We start from the raw sequence: 16,768 nt of genomic DNA, 5'->3' as shown, positions 1-16,768 counted from the left end.
AGGCGGCGCGCAGGCCCTGGCCATCGCCCGGTGCCCCGGCTCCCGCCGGCCGCGACTCGACGGCCGGGTCCGTGGAGCCGGGGACCGTGCGGATCGCCGTCGACCTCCTCGGCGGGGACAACGCTCCCGCCGTCGTGGTTGACGGCGCTCTGCGGGCATGCGACGCCGATCCTGGACTGCATCTGCTACTCGTCGGGCCACCCGAAACGGCCGACGAGGTCTTCGCCGTGCTCCCGCCGGCCCAGCGTGACCGGGTCGCCGTACGCCCGGTCAACCACGCGGTCGGCATGGCCGACGCACCCACCCGGGCCAGCCGGACCGACACCACCGTCCGGGCCGCCGTCGCCGCGGTCGCCGAGGGTGCCGCCGACGCCGTCGTGTCGGCCGGTGCCAGCGGGGCGACCGTCACCGCCGCCGTACTCGGCCTGCGCCGCTGGCCCGACGTCCGGCACCCCGCGCTGGTCGCGAGCCTGCCGGCCGTACACGGCCCGGTCGTGTTGCTCGACGTCGGCGGCTCCCTGGAGGCCCGGCCGACGACCCTGGCCAGGCACGCCATCCTGGGTGCCGCCTACGCCGCCGTCGTCCACGACATCGCCCGGCCCCGGGTGGGCCTGCTCTCCGTCGGCGCCGAGCCGGGCAAGGGCGACCGGGTACGCCGGGCCGCCGACCCGCTCCTCGCCGCCGTCGGCCTGCCGGGCGACGCCACCTACGTGGGACTCGTCGAGGGCTACGACCTCGGCATCGGTGACCGTGCCGATGTCGTGGTGACCGACGGGTTCACCGGGAACGTGCTGCTCAAGGGCATCGAGGGGGCGTACGCCATGGCGGGCGGGCCACCCGCGGCCGGCGGTGTGCCCCGCGCCGCCGCCCTGCTCGGCGTGCCCGGCACGGTGGTGGTCTGCCACGGTGCCGCCGACGGCGCCGACGTCGCCTCCGGCATCGCGCTCGCCGCCCACCTGCACCGCCGCGCCGCGACCCGCACCGTCGCCACCCTGCTCGCGGCCTCGGCCGAGGTGACAGCATGACCGAGCGAAGCGAGGGGGGCGCATGCGAGCGAAGCGAGCGGAGCGAGGGGACCGCATGACCTCGACTTTGACGGCACCGGCCACGGTGCACCCGATCCACGGCGACCACAGCGGCGAGGTGAGCACATGAGCAACGACAGGCGCAGACGGCCGTCGATCGGCGACCTGGAGGCGGCCTTCGGGATCTCCCTCGACCCCGAACTCCTGGAGCGGGCCCTGACCCACCGCTCGTTCGCGTACGAGAACGGCGGCCTGCCGACCAACGAGCGGCTGGAGTTCCTCGGCGACTCGGTGCTCGGCGTGGTGATCACGGCGGCGCTTTTCCACAACCACCCGGACCTGCCGGAGGGGCAGCTCGCCAAGCTGCGGGCCAGCGTGGTCAACATGCGGGCCCTGGCCGACGTCGCCCGCGGCCTCGGGCCGCAGGGCCTCGGGCCTTACCTGCTGCTCGGCAAGGGCGAGGAGACCACCGGCGGCCGGGACAAGGCGAGCATCCTCGCCGACACCCTGGAGGCGCTGCTCGGCGCGATCTACCTCCAGTACGGGCTGGACACCGCCTCGATCGTGATCCACCGCCTGTTCGACCCGTTGATGGCGGACTCCGCCGGGCGCGGCGCGGCGCTGGACTGGAAGACCAGCCTCCAGGAGCTGACCGCGGCGCTCGGGGTCGGGGTGCCGGAGTACCGGATCGACGACGCCGGCCCGGACCACGCGAAGACGTTCACCGCGTGGGTGGTGGTCGCCGGCGAGCGGTACGGCGGCGCCGACGGCCGCAGCAAGAAGGAGGCCGAGCAGCGGGCCGCCGAGGCGGCCTGGCGGACGCTGTCGGAGCAGGTCGCCGAGCCGACGGAGGTGCCGCCGGACCGGCCGACCGCGGCCCCGGACGCGACCGGCCTGGACGCGACCGCCCCGGCAGACGCCGTCCCGGTGGGGGAGCCCGGTGCGGCGGCCGGCCCCGTCCCGGCGGCCGCCGACGGGGTGTCGATCCCGGATCCCGACCCGTCCGGCAGCCGGCGTGCCTGAGCTGCCCGAGGTCGAGACGGTCCGGCTGGGGCTGGCCCGGTGGGTGACCGGGCGCCGGTTCGCCGCCGTCGACGTACGGCACCCGCGGGCGATCCGCCGCCACCTGCCCGGCGCCGCGCACTTCGCGGCGGTCCTCGCCGGCCAGCGGGTGGTCGACGTCCGCCGCCGGGGCAAGTACCTGTGGCTGCCGCTGGACAGCGGCGACGCGGTGATCGGGCATCTCGGCATGTCGGGGCAGCTGCTGATGCAGCCGGCGGGGACGCCCGACGAGACGCACCTGCGGATCCGGTTCACCTTCGACGACGGCGGACCGGAACTGCGCTTCGTGGACCAGCGCACGTTCGGCGGACTGTCGTACTCCGAGGGCGGCGCCGACCTGCCGACGGAGATCGCGCACATCGCCCGTGACCCGATGGACCCGGAGTTCTCCGACGCGGACTTCGTGACCGCGATGCGACGGCGGCGCACCGAGGTCAAGCGGGCCCTGCTCGACCAGACGCTGATCTCCGGCGTCGGCAACATCTACGCCGACGAGGCACTGTGGCGCGCGGGGCTGCACGGGTTGCGGCCGACCGCCGCGCTGACCGGGCCGGCCGTGAGCCGGCTGCTCGGGCACGTACGCGACGTGCTCGGTGCGGCGATCAAGGCCGGCGGCACCAGCTTCGACGCCCTGTACGTCGACGTGAACGGCGAGAGCGGCTACTTCGAGCGGTCGCTCGACGTGTACGGCCGGGAGGGGCTGCCGTGCCACCGGTGCGGGGCCCCGATCCGCCGCGAGCCGTTCATGAACCGCTCCTCCTTCAGCTGCCCGCGCTGCCAGCCCCGCCCGCGCCTCCCGCGCCCCTGACCGGGCGCCGGGCCGGGCCGCCCCGGCCCGGCGATCGGAACCGGCCCGGCGATCAGCAGAGGCCCGGCGATCAGAAGAGGCACGGCGCGCGCCAGGCACCCAGTTCGCGACTCTTGTGTATCGACGCGAAACCCAGCGCGCGCGTCGTCGGGCAGAACTCGGTGGTGTCGGCGTCGTACTCGACGTGGAAGACCGGCTTGTCGGCCGCGACGAACGGCAGCAGCCGGTCGCACTCGGCCGCCACGTAGCACTCCTCGTTGACGGCGAAGTCGAAGTCGGGTTCCAGCGCCGCGACCTGGTCGATGTCGTTGACCAGGCCCGGCGAGAGCCCGAGCGAGCGGGCCAGGTCGGCCAGCCGCCGGTTGAAGACGATCTGGTCGTCGAAGGTCAGCGGCAGGCCGGGGTCGTGCGCGTAACCGTCCACGTCGTACGGCGCCACCGCGTGGAAACCCTTGCCCCGGCAGAGCCGGAACCGGTCGGTCAGGATCGGTTCGAGGACCCCCCACTGCCGTATGTCGACCCACCACTCGCCCGGCCGCCCGGTGGGTTCGCCGAGCAGTTGGGGCGGGAAGCGGCCGGCGTCCGGTCGCGACGTGCGCAGCACTCCGGCCTCGACGTGGCAGACGGCCCGCTTGCCCCGGGCGCGTAGCCGGTCGACCTCGTCGGCGGTGGCGGTGAACCCGTCGAGGGCGAACACGTCGGCGTCGACGGTGACGTCCGGTTCGCCGGTGAGCTGCCACTGCCAGGTCAGCGCCGTCTGCGTCGGCCAGGGGCGGGGGACCGGCGGGTCGCGGTCGTCGCCGCAGGCCACCCCGGCCACCAGTACGACCAGCACCACGGCCACCGACCCGGCGGTGCGGGTACGCGGCGCGCACGCCCCGGGCATGTCAGCGCGCCGGGGTGGGAACGTCCAGGCGGCTGGGGAGCCCGCCGTACGGGTGCGGCAGCCCCCGGTCGGTGACCAGCCCGAACCCGGCGCCCCGCCAGTCCATCAGCCGCCGCGCCGCGGCGAGCTGCGCCGGCGGCACCGAGTGCACCAAGTGGCCGTCGCCGAGTTCGCCGCCGGCACCGGTCCACCGCCGGTAGTCCGGCCAGCCGCCCTCGAAGGTGCAGATGGCGACGCCGAGCCGGCGGTAGAGCGGGTCGGTGGGGGCCCCGGGGTTGAGGACGACCTCGGTCAGCCCGGCCCGCCGGGCCGCCCGTACCGCCAGCGCGACCGGGCCGACGGCGGCCGGGCCGGTGGGGGCGCGGTCGAGGAAGACGCCGGCGACGGGGTGGCCGGTCCAGCCGTCGACGTCGGCGAGTACGTCGGCGAGCGGCCGGGCGGCCCGTGCCAGGTCGACGTACCCGAGCACCGGCACGCCGGCCGCGGCCAGCCGGGCGGTGACCCGGCAATAGGCGGGGGCGTCGTGCCCGTCGACCACGACGGTGGCGCCGCGCAGCCGGTCCGGTTCCCACGCCGCCGGGTCCACCGCCGGATGGACGTAGAGAGGCAGCAGTACGGTCATCGATGAGCTCCCCCGGGCTCTGGAACGGCGCGGGCCGTGCTGGCCAGGCCGGGGCGGGGTGCCGCCGACGACGCCGCCCCGCCGTCCGGCCGCGGCACACCGCTCCACCCGGGGTCAACGAGCCGGAAGTGTCCGGCGGCACGGCCGCGGGCGGCCCGGCCGGGCGCGCGATCCGGACGGCGTGGGCACCGGGCGCGGGCGGCGCGACCGGGGGAGCCGGCCGCCCGGGGGATCAGGCGACGGAGCCGAACATCTGGGTCCAGTAGATGGTGCCGTCGCCCGACCGGGCGATGCCCATGCCGATCGCCTTGGCGTCGCAGTTCAGGATGTTGGCCCGGTGGCCGGGGCTGTTCATCCACCCCTCCATGACCGCGGCCGGGGTCCGGTAGCCGGCGGCCACGTTCTCGCTGATCGCCCGCTGGTAGCCGGCCTGCTCGGCGCGCTGCCACGGCGAGCTGCCGTTGCTGCCCTCGTGCGACATCCGGTTGTGCGCCGCCTGGTCCTCGCTGTGCAGCCGGGCCGCCTTCGCCAGGTCGGCGTTGGTGCGTACGGCGCCGCAGCCGGCCTCGGCCCGCCGCTGGTTGACGATCGCGACGACCTGTTCCTCCTGGCTGCCGCCGCCGGATTCGGTGCGTGTCGTGGGCGTACGGCTCGGCGTGCGCCGGGGCGTGGCGCTGGTCTTCGACGCCTTCGGGGTGGGGCTGGGGCCGGCCGAGGTAGGGGTGGCACTCGGTGACGGGCTGCCGCTCGGGGTGGCCGGGGTCGACGGCTCCCCGGTCGGGGTGGCCGGGTCGGTCTGCAGCGGCAGTTCGTCCGGGCTGACCAGACCGTTGCCGGCGCCGTCCCCGGTGGTGACCCCGGTCGAGGTCGATTCGGGTCCGCCGGCGAGGTACGACGGCAGCAGGGCCGCGCCGACGCCGAGCCCGACCAGCAGCACGCTGACCACGGCGGCGAGCCCGAAGAGGCCGGGCAGCCGGCGCGGGCCGCGGTGCCGACCCCGTCCGCGCAACGCCGGTCGCCGGTCGGTGTCGTGGCTGTCGCCGTACACGCTGTCGCCTCCGTCTGCTCGGGTCGGCCGGGGTCGGGGCCGGTGCGACCGTACGCAGCCGGCCGTCGCCCGGGCAATCCGGCTAAGGAAGACATAAGGCTGGGAAGAGATCATCGTTAGCGGGCCGGAAACGTCCGGTCGGTAGCATCGGCGGCGTCCGGACAGTGATCTCTGTCTGTACCCGGAGGTGGCCGCCACGGCCGGGCGGGGTGCCGTGAGAGTGATCCGTGCCCCGCGCAGCTTGACGTTGCCCCGACATCGGCGGACTATAGAGGTGTCGCCAGTCGCGCCCGATCCTGTCCCCGTGTGCCCGGGGACTTCGCCGCGACCAAGCTGGGCGCGCGTTTGACCGGCCTTTCCGGCAGCGCATTACAAGGAGTTGATATGGCGAAGGCCCTCTACGGCCACGTTGGCGTGGCGCCCGACCGGCGCCTGCTCGACGAGGTCACCCGACTGCGTGCCAGGGTCGAGGCACTTGAGTTCGAGATCACCCGCCTGCGCGCCGACAACGATCGGCTCGCCGCGGCTGCCGCCGAAGCAGACGAACTGCTGCGGCTGGCAGAGCCGGCAATGGCCTGATCCGAACTGCGGAGGCCGGTGACCCCGGCGCCGTTGCCCGCACATCTGAATCGCACCACACGAAACGCGCGCCGACCATTCCGTGTCGGCGCGCAGCTTTTTGCCCTCGGCCCGGCCGGCCGGCGCGTGCCGTTCCGTCGACCGTGCCGATGCGGGTTACGCTGCGCAATGGCCGGGACCGTCCGCCCCGGTGACGGGCCGACCGGTGGCCCCCGACGAGCTGAGGAGTGGGCACCGCGGCCGCCCGCCCGGCCGGCGGCCAGCGCCGGGCCGGCAGCCCGGCGGCCACGTCGACGAGGATCGGAAGCGTGCATCTCAAGAGCCTGACGGTGAAGGGCTTCAAGTCCTTCGCCTCCGCCACGACATTGAAGCTGGAACCGGGGATCACCTGCGTGGTCGGTCCCAACGGGTCCGGTAAGTCCAATGTCGTCGACGCGATCGCCTGGGTGCTCGGCGAGCAGGGCGCCAAGGCGCTGCGGGGCGGCAAGATGGAAGACGTGATCTTCGCCGGCACCGCGGGCCGGGCGCCGCTGGGCCGGGCCGAGGTCACCCTCACCATCGACAACACCGACGGTGCGCTGCCGATCGAATACACCGAGGTCTCGATCACCCGCCGGATGTTCCGGTCCGGCGAGAGCGAATACGAGATCAACGGCGACTCCTGCCGGCTGCTCGACATCCAGGAGCTGCTCAGCGACTCCGGCATCGGCCGGGAGATGCACGTCATCGTCGGGCAGGGCCGGCTCGACGCCGTACTGCACGCCAAGCCGGAGGACCGGCGCGCCTTCATCGAGGAGGCCGCCGGCGTACTCAAGCACCGCAAGCGCAAGGAACGCGCGCTGCGCAAGCTCGACGCGATGCAGGTCAACCTCAACCGGCTCACCGACCTGACCGCAGAGCTGCGTCGCCAGCTCAAGCCGCTTGGTCGGCAGGCCGAGGTGGCCCGGCGGGCCGCCGGCATCCAGGCCAACCTGCGCGACGCCCGGCTGCGGCTGCTCGCCGACGACCTGGCGACCCTGCGTTCCACGCTGGACAAGGAGATCGCCGACGAGGCGGCGCTGCGCGAGCGTCGCGAGATCGTCGAGGCCGAGCACGCCGTGGTGCAGGAGCGGCTGGCCGAGGTGGAGGCGGCGCTGGCGCAGGACGCCCCGCTGCTCGCCGCCGCCCAGGACACCTGGTACCGGCTGTCCACGCTCCAGGAGCGGTTCCGGTCCACCCAGCAGCTTGCCGGCGAGCGGCACCGGCACCTCAGCGTCGCGCCCGAGGACGAGCGCCCGGGCCGTGACCCGGACCAGCTCGCGGCCGAGGCCGAGCGGGTCCGGGCCCAGGAGGAGGACCTGCGGGCCGCGCTGACCGAGGACCAGGTACGCCTCGCCGAGGCGGTCGAGGGCCGCCAGGAACTGGAGCGGCAGCTCGCCGAGGCGGAACGGGCGCTGGTCGTCGCCGCGAAGGCGATCGCCGACCGGCGGGAAGGGCTGGCGAAGCTCACCGGCCAGGTCAACTCGGCGCGGGCCCGCAGTGGCTCGGCCGCCGAGGAGATCGCCCGGCTGGCCGCCGCGCACGCCGACGCGCTGGGCCGGGCCGAGAAGGCGCAGGCCGAGGTCGACGCGGTCGCCGCCAGTTCGTCGGAGGCCGACCGCGACAACGCCGACCTCGACGCCCGGCACGACGAGGCGGTGGCCGCGCACGAGGCGGCCGGCGCGACCGTACGGCAGCTCTCCGACGCCGAGCGGGCCGCCGAGAAGGACGCGGCGACCTGGAAGGCGCGCGAGGAGGCGCTGGCGATGGGCCTGCGCCGCAAGGACGGCGCCGGGGCGCTGCTGGCCCGCGCCGACCAGGTGCCGGGCCTGCTGGGCAACCTCTCCGCGATGCTGACCGTCGAGCCGGGGCACGAGGCGGCGCTGGCCGCCGCGCTCGGCGGGCTCGCCGACGCGGTCGCGGTCAGCGGCGTCGACGAGGCGACCGAGGCGATGCGGCTGCTCAAGATCTCCGACGCGGGGCGGGCCGACCTGCTGGTCGGTGGTCCCGACGGTCCCGGGATGACCGGGTCGGCCGACGCGCTGCGCCCGGCCCTGCCCGAGGGCGCCCGCTGGGCGCCGGACCTGGTCAAATGCCCCGAAGAGGTACGACCGGCCGTGCACCGGGCGCTGCGGGACGTCGTACTCGTCAATGATCTTGAGGCGGCGGCCCGGCTGGCGGCCCGCAACCCGGAGCTGCGCGCGGTCACGCCCGACGGCGACGTGGTCGGCGCCTACGCGGCGGCCGGCGGCTCGGCGAAGGCGCCGAGCTTCATCGAGGTCCAGGCCGCCGTCGAGGAGGCCCGGGCCAACCGGGTCGCCGCCGAGGCGACCAGCGCCGAACTCAAGGAGCAACTCGTCGCGGCCCGGGCCGAGGTCGCCGACCGCAAGGAGGCCGTCTCGGTCGCCGCGGCCGCCAAGCGCGAGGCCGAGGGGCAGCGCAACGCCGCCGCCCGCCGGCTCGCCGAACTCGGCGCCGCCGCCCGGTCCGCCAAGGCCGAGACCGAACGGCTCGCGGCGTCGCGTGACCGGGCCGAGCAGGCCCGCGACCGTGACCTCGCCGGCATCGCCGAGCTGGAGGAGCGGCTGCGGCTGGCCGAGGCCACCCCGATCGACGAGGACCCGTCGACCGACGAGCGCGACCAACTCGCCGCCGCGCTGCCCCGGGCCCGGCAGAACGAGATGGAGGTACGCCTCGCGGTCCGCACCGCCGAGGAGCGGGTCGCCTCGATCGCCGGCCGGGCCGACTCGCTGCTGCGCCAGGCGAACGCCGAACGGGCCGCCCGCGAACGCGCCGCCGCCCGCAAGGCCGCCCGGGTCCGCGGCGCCGGCATCGCCCGCGCCGTCGAACTCGGCGCCCGGGACGCGCTCGCCCGGCTGGCCGGCTCGCTGGCCACCGCCGAACGGGCCCGCGACGAGATCGCCCGCGCCCGGGCGCACCGGGAGGCGGAACTCCAGCAGACCCGGGCGACCGCCAAGCGGCTCGGCGCCGACCTGGAACGGCTGACCAGCGAGGTGCACCGCGACGAGGTGGCCCGGGCCGAGCAGCGGATGCGGATCGAGCAGCTGGAGGCCAAGGCCGCCGAGGACTTCGCCCTCGACGTGGCGACCCTGATCGCCGAGTACGGCCCCGCCAACCCGGTGCCGCCGACCCCGGCCGACGTGGCCGCCGCCGAGAAGGACGGCAAGCCGGTCCCCGAACCGGTGCCGTACGACCGGCCGGCGCAGGAGAAGCGGGCGGCGAAGGCGGAGCGCGAACTCACCCTGCTCGGCAAGGTCAACCCACTGGCCCTGGAGGAGTTCGCCGCGCTGGAGGAACGGTTCAAGTTCCTCTCCGAGCAGTTGGAGGACCTCAAGGCCACCCGCCGCGACCTGCTCACCGTGGTCAAGGACGTCGACGACCGCATCCTGGAGGTCTTCGCCAGCGCGTACGCCGACACCGCCCGCGAGTTCGAGCAGGTCTTCACCGTGCTCTTCCCCGGCGGCGAGGGCCGGCTGGTGCTGACCGAACCCGACGACCTGCTCACCACCGGGGTCGAGGTGGAGGCCCGGCCGCCGGGCAAGAAGATCAAGCGGCTGTCGCTGCTGTCCGGCGGCGAACGGTCGCTGACCGCGGTCGCGATGCTCGTGGCGATCTTCCGGGCCCGGCCCAGCCCGTTCTACATCATGGACGAGGTGGAGGCGGCGCTCGACGACGTCAACCTCGGCCGCCTGATCACCCTGATGGCCCAGCTACGGGAAAAGAGTCAGCTCATCATCATCACCCACCAGAAGCGCACCATGGAGGTCGCCGACGCGCTCTACGGCGTCACCATGCGCGGCGGCGTCACCCAGGTCATCAGCCAGCGGATCAACACCGGAGGCGGGGAATGAGCCAGCGCAAGCGCGTCACCGCCCTGTTGCTGGACCTCGACGGCGTGCTCCGCCGCTGGGATCCGGCGGTCACCGCCGGCGTCGAACGCGAGTACAGCCTCGCCACGGGCAGCCTGCACGGCGCCGCGATGGCACCGGAGCGGCTGAACCCCGCGGTCACCGGGCAGGTCAGCCACGCCGACTGGATGGCCGGGGTGGCCGAGGCGCTCGCCGAGCAGGCCGGTGGCGTGGACACCGCCCGGGCCGCCGTCGGCGCCTGGCAGGCGTACCGGGGCGAGGTCGACCCCGACGTGCTCGCCCTGGTCCGCGAGGTCCGGGCCGCCGGCGTACGGGTCGGGCTGGGCACCAACGCCACCGACCTGCTCGACGCCGACCTGGCCGCGCTCGGGCTCGCCGGTGAGGTCGATCTGGTGGTCAACTCGTCGGTCGTCGGGGCGGCCAAGCCGTCGCGGGAGTACTTCCACGCCGCCGCCACCGCGCTCGCCACCGTGCCCGACCAGGTGCTTCTCGTCGACGACGACGACCGCGCCGTACGCGGTGCCCGCGCCGCGGGCCTGTCGGCCCTGCGCTGGAGCGGTCCGGCCGACCTCCCGTACGTCCGCGCCGCGCTGGCCGCCTGACACTCGTCGGGCGCCGCCTGACACTCGTCGGGCGCCGGTGGCGCCCCGCGTCAGTCGCCGGTGGCGCCGTCGATGCGTTCGCGGATGAGGTCGGCGTGGCCGTTGTGGCGGGCGTACTCCTCGATCATGTGCAGGTAGATCCAGCGCAGGCTCATCTCGGCCCCGCGACGCTGGTGGAAGAACGTCTCGTCGAGGTCGTGGCCGGCGGCCGCGGCCCGGGCCAGCTCGATCTCCCGCTGGAACGCCGCGAGGTCGGCCGCGGCGTCGGCGGTCGCCACGTCGTCGAAGTCGCCGTCGGGGTTGGCTTCCGAGCAGTGGACCTCACCGATCGTCTCGCCGGCGAACCGCCTGCGGAACCAGGCCCGCTCGACCTCGGTCATGTGCCGGACGAGGCCGAGCAGGGTCAGGTTGGACGGTTCGGCGCTCGCCGTACGCAACTGGTCGGCGGTGAGCCCGGCGCACTTGGTCAGCAGGGTCTGCCGGTGCCAGTCGAGCCAGCCCTCCAGCATCGGGCGTTCGGGTCCCGTGTACGGCTCGGTGGCGCGTTCGGCGGGTGGGGCGGTCCAGGTCATCCCGGCATCCTTCCACCTGCCGCCAGGGCCTGCTGTGCCACGATCCGCAACTCGCCGTCCTTGCGGGTGCCCTCGACGGTCACCCGCGCCGACCGGCCCTCGTGCAACAGGGTGCTGATCGCGTTGCCGAAGTAGGGGCCGGCGAGCTTGCGCCAGCCGACGACCGGGCGCCGCAGCCCGGCGGAGCGGGCCAGCGCCCCGGCCGCCGACGCCGGCCCGCGCCACCAGCCCAGCCGCATCACCGGCCGCATGAACGCCGGCACCTGGTTGTGGATCGGCGAGCAGGTCAACTGGTGCACCGGGGTGGTCACCTCGACGGCGAAGTGCGCCCGGGCCACGTACGAGTGGTGCACGTCGCCGCCGAGCACGCTGATCGACGCCGGTGGCGGGTAGGCCGGCCCGGCCCCGACCCGTTGCCCGCCGGCCGTACCGCCCCCGGCCTCGGCAGCCTCACCGGCCCCGCCGGCCCCGCCGGTCCCAGGCCCGGCGGTCCCGGACGCGGCGTTCCCGGCCCCCGCCCCGGCGCCGACCCGGTCCGGGGCCGCCGCGCGCCCGCCGCTGCCCAGCCGGGCGAACAACTCGGCGAGGTCGTCGAACGAGCGGTGGAAGGCCGCCCAGTGTTCGAGGTCGAAGACCTGGCGGATCTTCTCCGACAGGGCCGCGACCCGGGGCCGCGCCGACCCGGCCAGCCGCTCGTTCCACGCCTCCAGGTGGTGGATGCCGGGCGGCAGCAGCCACGGCAGCGACGCCCCGACGACCAGGTGGTCGTAGTCGCCGTGGGTCTGGTCGACGAACCACGACCACTCGTCCGGCGGCAGCATCGCCCGCGACCCGTTGTCCAGCACCCGGCTGCACCGGTTGTCGAGCACGACGATCCGGGTCCGTCCGACGTCGACCCGGTAGCTCCACCGGTAGCCGCGCGCCGGCGGCGACGAGTCGGACTCGGCATCGACCCGCGCGCCGAACTCCCGCAGCACCCCGGTCGCGTCGTCGGCACCGACCACCGCGGCGTAGACCGGGTCGGTGGCGATCTCCTCCGGTTCGAGGTTGCCCAGGTGCTGGTAGACCCAGTACGAGGCGAGCCCGCTGGCGATCCGTTCGGCCCACCACGGCTCCCGCCGTACGTCGTCGCGCCACGACCGGGAGGTGTTCCAGTCGTCGATCACCTCGTGGTCGTCGAAGATCATCACACTCGGTACGGTCGCGAGCAGCCAGCGGATCTCCGGGTCGCGCCACGACTCCAGGTAGAGCTTGGTGTACTCGTCGTAGCTGACCACCTGGTCGGCGGGGGCGCCCGCCGGCCGGTTCCGCCGCCCGCGCAGCAGTTGGCGGACCTTCGGCGACGTGTTGTCGGCGTAGACCTGGTCGCCGAGCAGCACCATCAGGTCCGGCCGCTCCGGCGAGTCGGGGCCGCGCGTCATCAGCCGCCGGGCGTAGGCGTCGAGGGCGTCCGGCCGCAGCCGCCGGGTCGTCGAGTGCTGGGTCGTCTCCCGGCAGGAGCCGAAGATCAGCCGTACGGCACCCGCGTCGTCGCCGTCGCGCCGCCGGGTCCGGATCACGCTCGCCGGGTACGGCGAGTCCGGCAGCGGCCAGACCCGTTCGTCGTCGATGAAGACCTCGTACGGCGTCACCGCGTCCGGGGCCAGCCCGTCGACCACGACCAGCGCGTAGTGGTGATCGAACGCGGTGAACGTGGCCGCGGAGCCGCCCGCCCCGTCCGGCGTACGCACGCTGACCGTGCCGGGGCCGCTGGTCTCCACCCAGACCGTGGCGCGGGTGCCGACCACCCGCCGCAGCAGCGGCCCGATCAGCAGTTCGGCGGTGGCGCTGGGCATGGGCTGGACACCCATGGTGGACCTCCGGGGGTGGGGGCTTGGAAGCCCATCCTTGTTACCCCGGCGCCCCGGCCGCTACCCCTGCCCGACCGTGGGGGTGACGTTTACCGCCCGACGGGTGCGGTGCCCGACACACACCGGGCGCCATCTGACAGGATTTCCCGCATGGATTACGTCGTCCTCGCTCTGATCTTGCTGGGCGTCCTGGTGCTCGGTGGTCTCGGACTGATGGTGCCCCGGCTGCGCCGGCGCCCCGGCCCCCCGCCCGGCGGGACCACCACCGGCACCAGCGTCGAGGACCGGCCGGTGCCGCCACCGGTGCTGACCCCGGAGGCCGAGCAGGACGTCCTGGTCGCGCCGCCGCCGGTCGAGACGCCGACCGTGCCCGCCCCGCCGGCGCCGCCACCGGTCGCGCCACCGACGGTGGAGAAGCCGGAGCCGACCGCCGGCCGGCTGGTCCGGCTGCGGGCCCGGCTCGCCCGTTCGCAGAACGCCTTCGGCAAGAGCCTGCTCGGTCTGCTCTCCCGCGACCACCTCGACGAGGACGCGTGGGAGGAGATCGAGGACAGCCTGATCACCGCCGACGTCGGGGTGGACGCCACCCGCGAGATCGTCGACCGGCTCCGCGAGCGGACCAAGGTGCTCGGCACCCGGTCGGCGACCGAGTTGCGGGCGCTGCTCGCCGCCGAGCTGGTCAACGCCCTCGACCCGGCGATGGACCGCTCGCTCAAGGTCAATCCGACCGCTGCCGGTGACGGCGTCCGTAACCCGGCCGTCGTGCTGGTCGTCGGGGTCAACGGCGCGGGCAAGACGACGACCTGCGGCAAGATCGCGCGGGTCCTGGTCGCCGACGGCCACAGCGTGCTGCTCGGCGCCGCCGACACGTTCCGGGCCGCCGCCGCCGAGCAGCTCACCACCTGGGCCGGCCGGGTCGGCGCCGAGGTGGTCCGTGGCCCGGAGGGCGCCGATCCGGCGAGCGTCGCGTTCGACGCGGTGCGCCGGGGGATCGACACCGGCGTCGACGCCGTGCTGATCGACACCGCCGGCCGGCTGCAGAACAAGGTCGGCCTGATGGACGAGCTGAGCAAGGTCAAGCGGGTGGTGGAGAAGCACGGCCCGGTCGACGAGACGCTGCTGATCCTCGACGCCACCACCGGGCAGAACGGGCTGAGCCAGGCCCGGGTGTTCACCGAGGTCGTGGACGTGACCGGGGTGGCGCTCACCAAGCTCGACGGCACCGCCAAGGGCGGCATCGTGATCGCCGTACAGCGGCAGTTGGGCATCCCGGTCAAGCTGGTCGGGCTGGGTGAGGGCCCCGACGATCTGGCCCCGTTCGACCCGGCGCAGTTCGTCGACGCGCTCCTGGGTACCGAGCCGCTTGGCACGGACGCGTAACCTCGGGTGACTTACCGCGATCAGGCGCTACGCCACGGGAGACCGCACGTGACTTCGCAGGAGATCCCGCTCCACGGCGGCAACGTGAGCACCGTCGTGCGGGTGGGTGACACCGTCCGGCGCAACGTCGGGCCGTGGACCCAGTCGGTCCACGCCCTGCTGCGCCACCTGGAGTACGTCGGTTTCACCGGCTCGCCCCGCGCCCTGGGCATGGACGAGCGCAACCGCGAGGTGCTGTCGTACCTGGAGGGGGAGTGCGGCGAATACCCGCTGGCGCCGCACTGGGTCACCGACGAGGCGCTGGTGACCGTCGCGACGATGCTGCGGATGTTCCACGACGCCCAGTACGGCTTCCAGCCGCCGCCGAACGCGGTGTGGCGCTCGTTCGGGCCGCCGCCGCCGGACACCGAGGTGATCTGCCACCACGACGCCGCCCCGCACAACGTGATCTGGCGGCCGGACGGCACCCTCGCCCTGATCGACTTCGACCTCGCCTCGCCCGGCGCCCGGATCTACGACGTGGCGTACGCGGCGTGGACGTGGGTGCCGCTCTTCTCCGACCGGGACTCCTACACGCTGGGCTGGAAGCGCCCCGACCGGCCGCGCCGGCTGCGGCTGTTCGCCGACGCGTACGGGCTGATCCCGCGCGACCGGCACCGGCTGGTCCGCACGATCCGCAAGCGGGTCGTCGACCACGTCGAGGGCATCCGCCGGATGGCGGCGGCCGGTGACCCGGCGTTCGTGCGGATCGTGCACAAGGGGCATCTGCGCCGTCCGATGCGCGACCTGCGGCTGCTCGACTACGAGCGGCACACCCTCGAATACGCACTGCGTTAACAAGCGCGGTACACCTGTCACCTCTTCGACAGCTGGCATGGGCTATTCGGTTGATATGCCCCTGTCCGTTCCCGCTGTTGTGAGGTTTTCTTCACACGTGCGAAACAACCCGTGACGTGGTCGAAACCGCGTGGTGACGGCGGGTGAAACAGCGGCGCCGGAAGCTTCCCAGCAACCGGCGTCGGGCGATGCTGCCTCATAGGCCGGTGGTTATCTCACCTGAGAGGAGGCAGCGTGCCGGAGCTAGATTCTGGTGCCACCGCCTGGATTTTGACGTCCGCCGCCCTGGTGTTGCTCATGACACCCGGTCTGGCGCTGTTCTACGGCGGCATGACGCGTTCCAAGTCCGTACTCAACATGATGATGATGAGCTTCGGCGCGATCGGACTCGTCAGCCTGCTGTGGGTCTTCTACGGCTACAGCATCGCGTTCGGCGAGGACATCGGCGGGATCACCGGTGACCTGTCCGCCGCCGGCCTGCGCGGGATGCTGGAGTCCGGCACCGAGGGCGGCATCCCCGACCTGCTGTTCGCCGGCTTCCAGCTGATGTTCGCCGTGATCACCGTCGCGCTGATCAGCGGCGCCATCGCCGACCGGGCCAAGTTCGGCCCGTGGCTGATCTTCGCCGGCCTGTGGGCCACCCTGGTCTACTTCCCGGTCGCGCACTGGGTGTGGGGCGGCGGCTGGATCTTCGAGATGGGCGTCCTGGACTTCGCCGGCGGCACCGCCGTCCACATCAATGCCGGTGCGGCGGCCCTGGCCCTCGCCCTGGTGCTCGGCAAGCGGGTCGGCTGGCCGAAGGACAAGTTCAAGCCGCACAACCTGCCGATGGTCCTGCTCGGCGCCGGCCTGCTGTGGTTCGGCTGGTTCGGCTTCAACGCCGGCTCCGCCGGTGCCGCCAACGGCACCGCCGCCATCTCGCTGATCAACACCCAGGTGGCCACCGCCGCCGCGGTGCTCGGCTGGATCGTGGTCGAGTGGCTGCGCGACGGCAAGCCGACCACCCTCGGCGCGGCCTCCGGCGCCGTCGCCGGCCTGGTCGGCATCACCCCGGCCTGTGCCTACCTGGAGCCGCTGGGCGCCATCGCCCTCGGCCTCATCGCCGGTGCCGTCTGCGCCGCCGCGGTCGGCCTGAAGTACAAGCTCAAGTACGACGACTCGCTCGACGTCGTCGCGGTCCACATGGTCGGCGGAATCATCGGTTCGCTGCTCATCGGCTTCCTCGCCGTCGAGGTCATCGCCGGTGAGGGCAACGCCGGACTGCTCTACGGCGGTGGGATCGGCCTCCTCGGCAAGCAGGCACTCGGTGTCGTCGCGGTGATGGTCTACAGCTTCGTCGTCGCCTACGTCATCGGCTTCGCCATCGAGAAGACGATCGGCTTCCGGGCCAGCGCCGAGGCCGAGGTCGAGGGCATCGACAACGCCGAGCACGCCGAGTCGGCGTACGAGTTCTCCAGCACCGGTGGCGGCTTCGCCTCCATCGTCGGCAAGCCGACCAGCGCCGCGCCGACCGCGTCGACCGAGCCGGCGGAGCCGGCCGCCCCGGCCACCGAAAAGGTCGCCGGTTAAGTTCCAGCGATGGAGGGACT

14 protein-coding genes are annotated in these 16,768 nt (G+C 74.0%); 9 read left to right on the top strand and 5 right to left on the bottom strand.

The features are described from left to right. Positions 1-71: 71 nt before the first annotated feature. The 3 genes from AB0M79_RS05745 to mutM all read left to right on the top strand — a co-directional run bounded on the left by AB0M79_RS05745 (position 72) and on the right by mutM (position 2,895). On the top strand, positions 72-1,025 hold the full coding sequence (locus tag AB0M79_RS05745) for a phosphate acyltransferase PlsX (RefSeq protein ID WP_364208158.1): 954 nt from the start codon (positions 72-74) through the stop codon (positions 1,023-1,025). A 126-nt stretch (positions 1,026-1,151) separates the two neighbouring features. After that, on the top strand, positions 1,152-2,048 hold the full coding sequence (gene rnc, locus AB0M79_RS05740) for a ribonuclease III (protein WP_364208155.1): 897 nt from the start codon (positions 1,152-1,154) through the stop codon (positions 2,046-2,048). Beyond that, a complete protein-coding gene (gene mutM / locus AB0M79_RS05735) occupies positions 2,041-2,895 on the top strand; it encodes a bifunctional DNA-formamidopyrimidine glycosylase/DNA-(apurinic or apyrimidinic site) lyase (RefSeq protein ID WP_364208152.1) in 855 nt (284 codons plus the stop codon). The genes rnc and mutM overlap by 8 nt, the downstream gene beginning before the upstream one ends. 70 nt (positions 2,896-2,965) lie before the next feature. Here mutM and AB0M79_RS05730 read toward each other — a convergent pair whose 3' ends face one another. From AB0M79_RS05730 to AB0M79_RS05720, 3 genes are all read right to left on the bottom strand, one after another. Then, positions 2,966-3,781, bottom strand: coding sequence for an endo alpha-1,4 polygalactosaminidase (locus tag AB0M79_RS05730; protein ID WP_364208149.1), 816 nt, complete (start codon positions 3,779-3,781; stop codon positions 2,966-2,968). A 1-nt stretch (position 3,782) separates the two neighbouring features. Next, on the bottom strand, positions 3,783-4,403 hold the full coding sequence (locus AB0M79_RS05725; protein ID WP_364208146.1) for a spherulation-specific family 4 protein: 621 nt from the start codon (positions 4,401-4,403) through the stop codon (positions 3,783-3,785). Between the two features lie 232 nt (positions 4,404-4,635). Next, the gene (locus AB0M79_RS05720; RefSeq protein ID WP_364208143.1) at positions 4,636-5,451 is read right to left on the bottom strand and encodes a CAP domain-containing protein; all 816 of its coding nucleotides are present in this window, start codon (positions 5,449-5,451) and stop codon (positions 4,636-4,638) included. 384 nt (positions 5,452-5,835) lie between these two features. Here AB0M79_RS05720 and AB0M79_RS05715 point away from each other — a divergent pair, with 384 nt between their 5' ends. The 3 genes from AB0M79_RS05715 to AB0M79_RS05705 all read left to right on the top strand — a co-directional run bounded on the left by AB0M79_RS05715 (position 5,836) and on the right by AB0M79_RS05705 (position 10,540). Further along, entirely contained in the window at positions 5,836-6,030 is a 195-nt protein-coding gene (locus AB0M79_RS05715; RefSeq protein WP_357535726.1) for a hypothetical protein, read from the top strand. Between the two features lie 308 nt (positions 6,031-6,338). Then, positions 6,339-9,920 carry a chromosome segregation protein SMC gene (smc, locus tag AB0M79_RS05710; RefSeq protein WP_364208140.1) on the top strand — a complete coding sequence of 1,194 codons (3,582 nt, stop codon included), beginning with the start codon at positions 6,339-6,341 and terminating at the stop codon, positions 9,918-9,920. Beyond that, complete coding sequence (locus tag AB0M79_RS05705; RefSeq protein ID WP_364208137.1) at positions 9,917-10,540, top strand: HAD-IA family hydrolase; 624 nt, start codon at positions 9,917-9,919, stop codon at positions 10,538-10,540. Before smc ends, AB0M79_RS05705 begins: the two co-directional genes overlap by 4 nt. Before the next feature lie 50 nt (positions 10,541-10,590). Here the strand turns inward: AB0M79_RS05705 and AB0M79_RS05700 are convergent, their stop codons facing one another. Beyond that, positions 10,591-11,112, bottom strand: a complete 522-nt coding sequence (locus AB0M79_RS05700) for a DinB family protein (protein ID WP_357535732.1) — start codon at positions 11,110-11,112, stop codon at positions 10,591-10,593. Further along, on the bottom strand, positions 11,109-12,947 hold the full coding sequence (locus AB0M79_RS05695) for an alkaline phosphatase D family protein (RefSeq protein WP_364208817.1): 1,839 nt from the start codon (positions 12,945-12,947) through the stop codon (positions 11,109-11,111). Before AB0M79_RS05695 ends, AB0M79_RS05700 begins: the two co-directional genes overlap by 4 nt. Before the next feature lie 165 nt (positions 12,948-13,112). Here AB0M79_RS05695 and ftsY point away from each other — a divergent pair, with 165 nt between their 5' ends. The 3 genes from ftsY (at position 13,113) to AB0M79_RS05680 (ending at position 16,748) form a co-directional block, all read left to right on the top strand. Next, complete coding sequence (gene ftsY / locus AB0M79_RS05690) at positions 13,113-14,342, top strand: signal recognition particle-docking protein FtsY (RefSeq protein ID WP_364208134.1); 1,230 nt, start codon at positions 13,113-13,115, stop codon at positions 14,340-14,342. A gap of 6 nt (positions 14,343-14,348) precedes the next feature. Then, entirely contained in the window at positions 14,349-15,179 is an 831-nt protein-coding gene (locus tag AB0M79_RS05685; RefSeq protein WP_364208131.1) for an aminoglycoside phosphotransferase family protein, read from the top strand. A 234-nt stretch (positions 15,180-15,413) separates the two neighbouring features. After that, the gene (locus AB0M79_RS05680; protein WP_364208128.1) at positions 15,414-16,748 is read left to right on the top strand and encodes an ammonium transporter; all 1,335 of its coding nucleotides are present in this window, start codon (positions 15,414-15,416) and stop codon (positions 16,746-16,748) included. Positions 16,749-16,768 lie beyond the last annotated feature (20 nt).

Origin of the sequence: Polymorphospora sp. NPDC051019 (genome assembly GCF_040683055.1) — a bacterium.
Lineage (GTDB): Bacteria > Actinomycetota > Actinomycetes > Mycobacteriales > Micromonosporaceae > Polymorphospora > Polymorphospora lycopeni.
The sequence above is the reverse complement of the archived record's forward strand: the minus strand, read 5'-3'. Positions and strand labels throughout refer to the sequence as shown.